The following is a 12200-nucleotide window of genomic DNA, read 5'->3' as shown; positions in this document are numbered from 1 at the left end:
ATATGAAGCGCAAGAGCGGGCAGGACCCGGAAATCACCAAGAACTGGCGTCCGGCGACTTTGGCCGTGCGTGGTGGCAGCGCGCGCAGCGAGTGGGGTGAGACGTCCGAAGCATTGTTTCTGACGAGCGGCTACAGCTACGACCGGGCGGAGGATGCCGCGGCGCGCTTCGCTGGGGAACAGCAGGGCATGACTTACAGCCGCCTGCAAAACCCGACCGTGGAAATGCTGGAAAAGCGCATCGCCCTATTGGAAGGTGCAGAGGCGTGCCGTGCAACCGCGACGGGCATGGCGGCGATGACGGCGGCGCTTCTGTGTCAGCTGTCGGCAGGCGATCATGTCGTGGCTGGCAAGGCGTTGTTCGGGTCCTGTCGCTGGCTGACCGATACATTGCTGCCCAAATTCGGGATAGAGGCGACGACCGTCGATGCGACCGACAATGCCGCCTGGGAAGCGGCGATCAGGCCGAACACCAAGGTTTTCTTCTTCGAGACACCCGCCAATCCGACGATGGACGTGGTCGACCTGGAAGCGGTCTGCGGTATCGCGAAGAAACATGGCATCGTCAGCGTGGTCGACAATGCCTTTGCCACGCCCGCGCTCCAGCGTCCGATGGATTTCGGCGCAGACGTGGTCGCCTATAGCGCGACCAAGATGATGGACGGGCAAGGCCGCGTGCTGGCAGGGGCCATTTGCGGCACGGAAGATTTCATCATCAACACGCTGCTGCCCTTCCACCGCAACACCGGGCCGACGCTGAGCGCGTTCAATGCCTGGGTGGTTCTGAAAGGTCTGGAGACGCTGGACCTGCGTATCCGCCGCCAGAGCGAAAATGCGATCAAGGTCGCAAAGTTTCTGGAAGGCCGGGTAGCCAAGGTGCTGTATCCGGGCCTGGAAAGCCATCCGCAGCATAATTTGGCCATGCGGCAGATGGATATGGCCGGGCCTATCTTTTCGCTTTACGTCGGCGGGGGGCGCAAGGAAGCGCATGGCCTGCTCAATGGTCTGGAACTGGTCGACATCAGCAATAATATCGGGGATTCCCGTTCGCTGATGACCCATCCTGCCTCAACCACGCATTACGGCATGGCCGAGGAAGCGCGGCTGGAAGTGGGCATTACCGAGGATATGCTGCGCCTGAATGTCGGGCTGGAAGACCCGGACGATGTGATCGATGATCTGGATCGTGCGCTCAAGACGATAGGGCGTTGACGGAAGAGGGGTGAAAGGCGCATTTCTTTGATCGTGAACGCACTTTTCCCCTTTCACGCCACGACGCGCGGCATCAACGTGCATGTGGCCGTGACCTTCCTGCCTGAACAGTCGGAACCGGATCGCGGCCGGTGGTTCTGGGCCTATCATATCCGCATTGAAAATGACGGGGACCAGCCCATCCAGTTGCTGACCCGTCACTGGATCATCACCGACGGACGCGGAACGCAGCATCGCGTCGATGGCGACGGCGTCGTGGGCGAACAGCCAGTGGTGCAGCCGGGCAAAAGCTATGATTATGTATCCGGCTGCCCGCTCAATACGCCCACAGGCTCCATGCGCGGCCATTATCATATGATCGGTGTCAGCGGGGAAACGTTCGACATCGCGATCCCGCATTTCGCGCTCATTGCGCCGGCGGTGGCGGAATGAAACGCACCCATTTGCCGCTTAACGGCCTGCGCGTTCTGGATGCAGCCGCGCGCCACCTGTCCTTCACCCGGGCCGCCGATGAATTGGCGGTGACGCCCGCCGCCGTCGGGCAGCAAATTCGCGCGCTGGAGGATTTGCTGGGCGTTGTGCTGTTCCGCCGGACGCCCAAGGGGCTGGAACTGACGCCAGAGACTGAAGCGGGCCTTGAGGCATTGCGCGCGGGGTTCCTGCAATTTGAGGAAGCGGTTCGTGCGATGCAGGCGGGGCAATCCAGCTCCTCGCTCACCATCGCGGCGCCGCGCGACCTTACCGCCAAATGGCTCCAACCCCGTCTGGCCGCCTACGCGTCCAGTCAGCCGGACATCCGATTTTCGCTGGTCGCTGCTGATGACAGCCTGGATTTCACCGAAGCCAATCTCGACCTGGCGCTACGTCTGGCGGAAGGTCCGGGGGAGCATGAGGGTGTCAGGCTGGGCGACGCGACATTCGTGACCGTGGACCGACCCGAAGGTGGCTCCCAGCACCGGATAGAGTGGCCCGGATGTCCCAACAGCACGGAGCCTGCGATGATCCGCCTTGCCGATGCGGGCTTGGCAATCGACGCAGCCGCCAATGGCTTTGGCCATGCCACGGTGCCTTTGCTGCTGGCGCAGTCGGACATTGATTCCGGGCGTGTGATAGCAATTGGAGACGCGCAGCCGTCTGCCCTGGCCTATTGGCTGATCGCTCCGCTGCCCCAATGGCGGCAGAAAAAGGTCAAGGCCCTGGTCGAGGCCTTGGTTGGCTGAGCCAAGGCGTTGCGCGCCGTTGCCCGTTTGGTAACCTGATTTGGAGCATGCTGCCGGAACCGCAACGCTGGGAAAGACCGCTCTTGTCCGTTCATGCTATCAGGATCAGCCTCTTTCTGAGCGTCGCTTTGCTGCCGAGTTGGGGCATCGCCTTACACGCGCAGGCGCCATATATCCCGGACGTGACAGAAGCGCGTGAGAAGGAATGGCGCGCATTGGTGGCGACCGCGCAGTCGGCTTATGCCTCAGGGCGCGCGGCGGACGGCGTGGACCCTGCGCGCCAGGCGCTGGCGCTTTCCGAAGAACTGTTTGGCCCGGACGATCCCCGCGCACTGATTTCGGCAAATGATCTGGCGCTGCAATTGGAAGCGACGGGCCGCTTTCGGGAATCGGAATTGCTGTTGAGGCGCGTGTTCGACAGCTATGCGCGCACGCGCGGCGAAGATGACCCCAGCTGCCAGATGGCGCTTGAAAATCTGGTGGATTTCTACCTTGCACGCAAACGGTTCGATGTCGCTCGGCCACTGGTGGAATATGCGCTAGCGACCTTTCGCCGCACTACCGGTGGCCGTAGCGAGCGTAGCCTGCGCATGGAGGGCGTCCTCGCCTCCCTGCCAGCAGAAAAGCCTGCCCCTCCCGTGACAGAGCAACCGGCGGTTCTTCTCGATCATTGATCGCGATCCGGCCAGCCTAACAAAAGGTATAACCCTTGGGGTGAATTGCCAACGGTTCGGCGATCGCTATCCATGGCGTTAGCGGAGGGGGTGCCTTTTTCCCATAGGTCAGCTTCGACCCATCAGGTCGTTGCCGTGGAGAGAACAGGATCGGCTCCGTGGAAGCCTATGGGTCGCATCATGGGCGGGCGATCAGTCTTCGGACTGGTCGCCCGTTTTTTTTCCTGATCAGGCCGTCGGGCATTGAACGCTACGGGCGGCAGAGTGCCTCCAGCACTTTCCGAGTCGCGGAACAGCGTTAACCATGATCAGGTCAGGGCATAGAGGATAAGATATAGATCCTACTATATGCCTATATCTTTAGCAGTATTTCATAAGTTATTTATCGGACTTTATTCGTTGAAAATGGTTAATAAAATTGAAATTCTCGTGACTAACTTCAGGCAACGAATAATATAAGTCATAGGGTCAGGTAAAAAATAAATTATGGCTTAATCCGGGGCGGTAGAAACCTGTTTCAGGTTCCGTCGGCGGAAGGCGCAGGCAAGGGGCAATAGCTGATCCGCTAATGCCAGCTATTGAACAGGTTGATGCTTTCGAGCGCGTATAGGCTCGGGAGGTGCTCCCTTGCGCTCTTCTACCAGGCCACCCCCTTGGTGACAGGTTGGGATGGAACGATGGATTTCGAGCGGGATTGGAATATCGATGCGGCTGCCGATCGTCAGCAGGCCCCGGACCCCGAACTCGCCGCGATGGCCGCGCGCGTAAAAGGGGCTCCCCATCAGCCCGGCACCATGCATACAGTCGTGGCTGACGCGAATGGCGTCGTGGTCCTCCCTGCCGGCACGGACATTAACCAGATCGAGGTTGCCGGTCGCAATCTTGTCGTGACGCTCCCTGATGGAACCCAATTGGTGATCCTGGAAGGCGCCGTCGCCGTGCCCCGCCTTGTCGTCGGTGATGTCGAGATTCCATCGGTGAACCTTGTCGCGCTCCTGATCGGTGAAGAGCCTCAGCCCGCTGCTGGCCCGCCACGGAGTTCTGGCGGCAACTTCCTCGCTGACGATGGTGCGATTGGCGACCCGTTCGGCTTGGGTGATCTTCTGCCGCCCACTGAATTGCAGTTCACTCAACTGGAAGAACGGGAAGTCCTGCCGATCGCGCCGGATGAGGACGAAGACCACTTCCCCGAGCTTGAGGTTCCGACGTCAGGCAGTGGGACCGTGGTCGACGAAGCGGGTCTTGGCACCGATAATCGGCCGGGGGAATCCCCTGGCTCGAACGAGCCTGCCTCCGTCGAAACGACGAGTGGGACGATCACATATGTCGCGCTTGATGTTCCGGCGACGATCACCATCAATGGGCAGGTCGTCACAAACCCTGGCCAGACAATCGTGGGCGCGAACGGTACGCTGACCATCACCAGCGTCGCGCCCGGCTCTGTCGGTTACACCTATACGGTTACCGACAATACTACAGGCGATAATGTAACCGACAATTTTACCGTTACGGTAACCGACGTCGACGGTGACAGCGTCACAAAGACGCTGGTAATCAACATTGCCGACGATGTGCCCGAGGCCATTGACGACGCGGCGCAGCAGGGCGCGGAAGGCGCACCTGTCGTTATCGACGCGCTCGCTAATGACGTGTTTGGCGCGGATGGGGTGGATATCGACAATAATCCGTCGGCTCGGGTCACAATCGTCAGCGGCCCTGCGGCCGGGGCTGTCGTCTATAATCCGACGACCGGCCTGTTCACGTTCACCCCGGCACCCGGTCAGGAAGGCACGGCGAGTTTCATCTATCAGATCGAAGATGGCGACGGTGATACGTCCCAGGCGACGGTCACCATCACCTTGCAGCCTGACTCAACGCCGACCGTTGAGGTTGATGCGCGGGCTGACACCGTAGTTCACGAATCGGCGCTGAATCCTGATGGCTCGCAAGCATCGTCGATGGCAGAGACTGCTGCTGGCACGCTGATCGTCGCGACCGGAAATGATACAGTCGGATCGCTAATCGTGAATAATGTCGACGTGACCAATGGCGGCACCGTCAGCGGCACATATGGAACGCTGACGATCACGGGGTCGCCTGCAACCGGCTATAGTTATAGCTACACGTTGGAGACCGCCACCGTCGGCGACGATACGGAAGATAGCTTCGCTGTCACGGTCATTGATAGCGACGGTGATCCCGCGACGACGACGCTCACCATCGACATCGTGGATGACGTGCCGCAGGCGTTGGACGATGCGGGGGGCACGCTGACCGAGGATGTGGCGGGCAGCCTGTCGGGCAATGTGCTGACCAATGACGTGTCGGGGGCGGACACGCCCAAGTCGTTCGTGGCGTGGGGCGCGGATGCGGCGGCGGTGGCGGAGCTGAACAGCTATGGCACGCTGGTCCAGAATGGCGATGGCAGCTGGAGCTATGTGCTGGACAACAGCCTGGCGGCGACGCAGGCGCTGGGCAGCGGGTTCAGCAAGGTCTTCACGCTCAACTACACGATGGAGGACGCGGACGGCGACCAGTCACCGGCGCAGCTGACGATCACGGTCAAGGGCGCAGCCGACGGCGCGAGCGTGGTGACGGCGGCGGCGACTGGCCCGGACGCGACCGTCCATGAGGCGGGCTTGCCCAGCGGCACGCTTGCCGACGGCAGCCATGTGACGAGCGGTAGCTTCACGGTGAGCGCGACCGACGGGATCGCGAACATTGTGGTGGGGGGCACGGTCTTCACCCTGGCGCAGATGCAGGCGTTCGGCACGACCAACGGGGTGGTGAACACGGGCGAGGGGACGCTGCGTCTGACCGGTTATAATGCCGGGACGGGCGCTGTGAGCTACAGCTATACGCTCAGCGCAACGATCGACAACGACAACAAGCCGGGGGCGACGCTCACCGAGTTTGACGACAGCATCGCGCTGTCCGTCAACGGCGTCGGCGGCACCACCGCCAGCGACACGCTGATCGTGCGGATCGTCGATGACGTGCCGCAGGCGGTGGACGATGTGGGGGGCACGCTGACCGAGGATGTGGCGGGCAGCCTGTCGGGCAATGTGCTGACCAATGACGTGTCGGGGGCGGACACGCCCAAGTCGTTCGTGGCGTGGGGCGCGGATGCGGCGGCGGTGGCGGAGCTGAACAGCTATGGCACGCTGGTCCAGAATGGCGATGGCAGCTGGAGCTATGTGCTGGACAACAGCCTGGCGGCGACGCAGGCGCTGGGCAGCGGGTTCAGCAAGGTCTTCACGCTCAACTACACGATGGAGGACGCGGACGGCGACCAGTCACCGGCGCAGCTGACGATCACGGTCAAGGGCGCAGCCGACGGCGCGAGCGTGGTGACGGCGGCGGCGACTGGCCCGGACGCGACCGTCCATGAGGCGGGCCTGCCCAGCGGCACGCTCGCCGACGGCAGCCATGTGACGAGCGGCAGCTTCACGGTGAGCGCGACCGACGGGATCGCGAACATCGTGGTGGGGGGCACGGTGTTCACCCTGGCGCAGATGCAGGCGTTCGGCACGACCAACGGGGTGGTGAACACGGGCGAGGGGACGCTGCGTCTGACCGGTTATAATGCCGGGACGGGCGCTGTGAGCTACAGCTATACGCTCAGCGCAACGATCGACAACGACAACAAGCCGGGGGCGACGCTCACCGAGTTTGACGACAGCATCGCGCTGTCCGTCAACGGCGTCGGCGGCACCACCGCCAGCGACACGCTGATCGTGCGGATCGTCGATGACGTGCCGCAGGCGGTGGACGATGTGGGGGGCACGCTGACCGAGGATGTGGCGGGCAGCCTGTCGGGCAATGTGCTGACCAATGACGTGTCGGGGGCAGACACGCCCAAGGCGTTCGTGGCGTGGGGCGCGGATGCTGCGGCGGTGGCGGAGCTGAACAGCTATGGCACGCTGGTCCAGAATGGCGATGGCAGCTGGAGCTATGTGCTCGACAACAGCCGGGCGGCGACGCAGGCGCTGGGGAGCGGGTTCAGCAAGGCCTTTACGCTCAACTATGTGATGGAGGACGCGGACGGCGACCAGTCACCGGCGCAGCTGACGATCACGGTCAAGGGCGCAGCCGACGGTGCGAGCGTGGTGACGGCGGCGGCGACCGGTCCCGACGACACGGTTTACGAGGCGGGCCTGCCGAGCGGATCGCTGAATGACGGCAGCCATGTGACGACCGGCAGCTTCACGGTGAGCGCGACCGACGGGATCGCGAACATCGTGGTGGGGGGCACGGTGTTCACCCTGGCGCAGATGCAGGCGTTCGGCACGACCAACGGGGTGGTGAACACGGGCGAGGGGACGCTGCGGCTGACCGGCTATAATGCCGGGACGGGCGCTGTGAGCTACAGCTATACGCTCAGCGCAACCATCGACAATGACAGCAAGTTCGGGGCGACGCTCACCGAGTTTGACGACAGCATCGCGCTGGCCGTCAACGGTGTCGGCGGCACCAGCGCCAGCGACACGCTGATCGTGCGGATCGTCGATGACGCGCCGCAGGCGGTGGACGATGCTGGGGGCACGCTGACCGAGGATGTGGCGGGCAGCCTGTCGGGCAATGTGCTGACCAATGACGTGTCGGGGGCGGACACGCCCAAGGCGTTCGTTGCCTGGGGCGCGGATGCGGCGGCGGTGGCGGAGCTGAACAGCTATGGCACGCTGGTCCAGAATGGCGATGGCAGCTGGAGCTATGTGCTCGACAACAGCCGGGCGGCGACGCAGGCGCTGGGCAGTGGGTTCAGCAAGGTCTTCACGCTCAACTACACGATGGAGGACGCGGACGGCGACCAGTCACCGGCGCAGCTGGTGATCACGGTCAAGGGCGCAGCCGACGGTGCGAGCGTGGTGACGGCGGCGGCGACCGGCCCCGACGACACGGTTTACGAGGCGGGCCTGCCGACCGGATCGCTGAATGACGGCAGCCATGTGACGAGCGGCAGCTTCACGGTGAGCGCGACCGACGGGATCGCGAACATCGTGGTGGGGGGCGTGGTTTTTACCCTGGCGCAGATGCAGGCGTTCGGCACGACCAACGGGGTGGTGAACACGGGCGAGGGGACGCTGCGTCTGACCGGTTATAATGCCGGGACGGGCGCTGTGAGCTACAGCTATACGCTGAGCGCCACGATCGACAATGACAGCAAGTTCGGGGCGACGCTCACCGAGTTTGACGACAGCATCGCGCTGGCCGTCAACGGTGTCGGCGGCACCAGCGCCAGCGACACGCTGATCGTGCGGATCGTCGATGACGCGCCGCAGGCGGTGGATGATGCGGGGGGTACGCTGACCGAGGATGTGGCGGGCAGCCTGTCGGGCAATGTGCTGACCAATGATGTGTCGGGGGCGGACACGCCCAAGGCGTTCGTTGCCTGGGGCGCGGATGCGGCGGCGGTGGCGGAGCTGAACAGCTATGGCACGCTGGTCCAGAATGGCGATGGCAGCTGGAGCTATGTGCTCGACAACAACCGGGCGGCGACGCAGGCGCTGGGCAGTGGGTTCAGCAAGGTCTTCACGCTCAACTACACGATGGAGGACGCGGACGGCGACCAGTCACCGGCGCAGCTGGTGATCACGGTCAAGGGCGCGGCTGACGGTGCGAGCGTGGTGACGGCGGCGGCGACCGGTCCCGACGACACGGTTTACGAGGCGGGCCTGCCCAGCGGCACGCTCGCCGACGGCAGCCATGTGACGAGCGGCAGCTTCACGGTGAGCGCGACCGACGGGATCGCGAACATCGTGGTGGGGGGCACGGTGTTCACCCTGGCGCAGATGCAGGCGTTTGGCACGACCAACGGGGTGGTGAACACGGGCGAGGGGACGCTGCGGCTGACCGGCTATGATGCCGGGACCGGTGCTGTGAGCTACAGCTATACGCTGAGCGCCACGATCGACAATGACAGCAAGTTCGGGGCAACGCTCACCGAGTTTGACGATAGCATCGCGCTGGCCGTCAACGGTGTCGGCGGCACCACCGCCAGCGACACGCTGATCGTGCGGATCGTCGATGACGCGCCGGTTGCATTCGCGCCGATTTCGACCACGTTGACAAACGCTGCCGGGCAGAGCGCTACCCGTGGTCTCGACGTTGATTCCAGCGTTAACAACAATGTCGGTGCAGATCAGACGGGAACGCTGACCTTTGCCAACATCGTCAATGGCCAGGACACAGCGCTGAAATCTGGGGGCACGATGATCGAACTGTGGTTGTCGAACGGCGGCACGACACTGCAAGGCCGAACTGGCAGCACCAACGGCACTGACGGCACCCCGATCTACACGATCCAGCTCGATCAAGCGGCGGGTGCCTACACGACCACGATCCACCAAGCGATCGACAATGGATCGGGTGCTTTGTTCAATGATCTTTCGGGGGGCGTTGCCGGTAATCCACCCTTCAAGCTTGTGGCTTCCAGCACGGCTGACAGTCTCGAAATCCTGTTCACGCCGATCAGCAACCAGGCTTCGCCAAGCGTGAATAGCGACTCCGACGATATCGGCGTGGACGGGCAATTCATTGACATCACCAACCCGGATGCGGGTCTGCGGTTAGATTTTGGTGATTTTACGTATGATGCCAACGGCGGGGGTGTTTCCGACGACGCTTTTGTCATCGTAAATCATCAAACCATCAATGGCTTCAAATTCACGATTGACCAGATATCGAGCGGTACGACGGCTGATGTCCGACTGAAGGCAATAAATGCCGACGAAGACGGGAATGTCGAGCAGCAGGTAATAAACCCCGCGGGCGATACCACGCTTAATATTACCATGGTCAAGATCTACAATGCAGCAGGTGCATTGATAGGAACTGCGACAGGTGACACAAATTTCGGTAACATCAACGTCGATTTCGAAGTCGGCGGAACTGTAGCAATCACCGGCCTCAGCGCCCAGTATAAGGTGCAGACTTATACGGCGTCGGGCTATGACCGGATCGAAATCACCAATTCGGGAACGAGCGGCGGCACCGACGGGAAATTCTCGCTAAGCCAGTTGCAGGTCGAAACGACGCAGACGGGCAACCCGGTTAATTTGGGCTTCGACCTCTCGCTGACCGATGCAGATGGCGACACGGTAACTGTCACCAACGCGATTTCCATCACGGCAAATCCGGTGCCACCCATCGCCCTGGATCTCGACGGCGACGGCCTAGAATTTCTGAGCCTCTCTGCTGGCGTGCATCACGATTACGGCGCAGGGCTGGTGAACACAGCCTGGGTCGCGCCTGACGATGGCCTGCTCGCTCATACGATCGGCGGAACCTACGACATCGTCTTTTCCGACGATGCACCCGGAGCGGCCAGCGATCTTGAGGGGCTGCGCCTCGCTTATGACAGCAACCGCGACGGCGTTTTTGACGCCAGGGATGCTGCCTTCGGCGAATTCGGCGTCTGGCAAGACCGGAACAGCAACGGCCAGGTGGACGCGGGCGAGTTCAAGTTGCTGGCGGACGCGGGCATTGCCTCTATCGGACTCAACTCCGACGGTCAGAGCTATCAGGCGGCGGGCGGCGACGTCACGGTGCTGGGCGAGGCGACTTTCGTGCGGACCAATGGCAGCACGGGCACGGTCGGGGACGTTCTGTTCGCAACCGCGCCCAAGGATAGTGAGGCCGCCAAAGCTGCGGAGAGCACTACCAGCAGCTTCAACCAGGCGCTGGTCGCGGCGAGCCTGGTTGCGGTGGCTGGGGCAACCTATGCCGTCGAACCGGAGCCTGCGCCGGTCACTACGGACCAGCAGACGGCAACGGCAGCCGCTCCCGCTTCGACGGTGACGACCGAGCCCGAAATGACGGTCACGGAAACCGACGCCCCGATCTCGCTCGCTTCGACAACGGATCAGGACAGCGATCAACCGGTCGACCAGTCCAGCCACGGGGTTGAAGATCCCGCGCCGGATCATTCAAGTCTTGCCGATGGTGGTGATACGGCTCCTGCTGACACCGTCGATATGGCCGACGCCGCGCAGCCGGAGCTTGGCGGTCATGAGATGCTGCTGGCGCAGTCAGTCGATCTGCCAACTTTCGATGGTAGCGCGGCGGTGCTTGCGGCGGTGCATGAGGCAACGCCCGCAGCGATCGACCAGCTCGTGTCGGACGCGATTGGAACGGCTGACACGCCGAACATCGATGCGCTTCTGGCCGCGCTGCCGGGTGGCGATCATGCTCCGTTGCTGTTCAATCCGGTCGCGCCGGAGGCGGTGGACAGCGGGCATCTGGCAGCTGCGGCAGCAGTCTTCGACGCGGCAATGGCGGCACATGAAGCGATGGCGGTGGCGCACGGTTGATCGCGGGAGGCAGGAAATCATGAAAGCTCGCGGGAATTCTTTGGGGAGATGGAAAATGCGGAACGGGTTGGAGAGGATCGCATCCCTTGGCCTTGCGGCGGGGGTGATGGCGGGGATGTTCGCGCCCGGAGCTTTGGCGGCCCAGGCTTCGCCCCTGATGCAGCTTGGCAAGTCGGAGCTGAACGGCGCGCTGAAAAGCCGCTATGACACGGCGGTTTCCGCGACGGATGACGCCACCTTGCGCGCGGCGCAGGACAGCCGATGGACCTGGGCCGTCGAGGCCAAGAATCAGTGCGGCATCGCCATTGGTTTCATGAAATCGGGCACGAAGGATGCCGACAGCATCAACAAGTGCGACGACTTTGTGGCTCGCCTTTCGGCGGCGCCACCGCCGCCGGTGCCGGACGCAGCTTCAGCCCCACCCGCGCTGGACTGTACGGCGCCGGCGGTGTCCATCTTCTTTGACTGGAACATGGACACGCCACTGCCAGAGGGTGCGGCAACCATCGGTCAGATCACCCAGTCGGCGGCGCAGTGCGGTTGGAAACGCTTTGGCGTCACCGGCTATACCGACACGTCGGGGGGCACCCGCTACAATGACGGCCTGTCGATGCGGCGGGCGCAGAATGTCGCAGGACTGATGAGCCAAAGCGGTGTCCCGATGGACGCGATGAGCGTCAGCGGGCTGGGCGAAACCCAGTTGAAGATCGAAACCGCCGACAATGTACGCGAACCGATGAACCGTCGGGTCGAAGTCACTGTCAGCGCGAATTGAGGGGAGGC

6 protein-coding genes are annotated in these 12200 nt (G+C 62.7%); all 6 read left to right on the top strand.

Features of this window, described 5'->3' with window-relative positions:
• Positions 1-2: 2 nt before the first annotated feature.
• The 6 genes from metZ to FHS54_RS09400 all read left to right on the top strand — a co-directional run bounded on the left by metZ (position 3) and on the right by FHS54_RS09400 (position 12192).
• On the top strand, positions 3-1211 hold the full coding sequence (metZ, locus tag FHS54_RS09425; protein ID WP_167303516.1) for an O-succinylhomoserine sulfhydrylase: 1209 nt from the start codon (positions 3-5) through the stop codon (positions 1209-1211).
• Between the two features lie 33 nt (positions 1212-1244).
• The gene (gene apaG, locus FHS54_RS09420; protein ID WP_167303515.1) at positions 1245-1643 is read left to right on the top strand and encodes a Co2+/Mg2+ efflux protein ApaG; all 399 of its coding nucleotides are present in this window, start codon (positions 1245-1247) and stop codon (positions 1641-1643) included.
• Positions 1640-2431 carry a LysR family transcriptional regulator gene (locus FHS54_RS09415; RefSeq protein WP_167303514.1) on the top strand — a complete coding sequence of 264 codons (792 nt, stop codon included), beginning with the start codon at positions 1640-1642 and terminating at the stop codon, positions 2429-2431. Before apaG ends, FHS54_RS09415 begins: the two co-directional genes overlap by 4 nt.
• A gap of 83 nt (positions 2432-2514) precedes the next feature.
• Positions 2515-3105 carry a tetratricopeptide repeat protein gene (locus tag FHS54_RS09410; RefSeq protein WP_243855690.1) on the top strand — a complete coding sequence of 197 codons (591 nt, stop codon included), beginning with the start codon at positions 2515-2517 and terminating at the stop codon, positions 3103-3105.
• A 677-nt stretch (positions 3106-3782) separates the two neighbouring features.
• On the top strand, positions 3783-11417 hold the full coding sequence (locus FHS54_RS09405) for a VCBS domain-containing protein (protein ID WP_167303512.1): 7635 nt from the start codon (positions 3783-3785) through the stop codon (positions 11415-11417).
• 55 nt (positions 11418-11472) lie between these two features.
• The gene (locus FHS54_RS09400; protein WP_208404829.1) at positions 11473-12192 is read left to right on the top strand and encodes an OmpA family protein; all 720 of its coding nucleotides are present in this window, start codon (positions 11473-11475) and stop codon (positions 12190-12192) included.
• Positions 12193-12200 lie beyond the last annotated feature (8 nt).

The organism is Sphingobium vermicomposti (genome assembly GCF_011762025.1).
GTDB classification, from domain to species: domain Bacteria; phylum Pseudomonadota; class Alphaproteobacteria; order Sphingomonadales; family Sphingomonadaceae; genus Sphingobium; species Sphingobium vermicomposti.
This window is presented reverse-complemented; position numbering and strand designations above follow the sequence as displayed.

Coding starts and splice junctions, on each gene's coding strand:
- metZ (WP_167303516.1), top strand. CDS start 3: ATGAAGCGCAAGAGCGGGCAGGACCCGGAAATCACCAAGAACTGGCGT.
- FHS54_RS09415 (WP_167303514.1), top strand. CDS start 1,640: ATGAAACGCACCCATTTGCCGCTTAACGGCCTGCGCGTTCTGGATGCA.
- FHS54_RS09405 (WP_167303512.1), top strand. CDS start 3,783: ATGGATTTCGAGCGGGATTGGAATATCGATGCGGCTGCCGATCGTCAG.
- FHS54_RS09400 (WP_208404829.1), top strand. CDS start 11,473: ATGCGGAACGGGTTGGAGAGGATCGCATCCCTTGGCCTTGCGGCGGGG.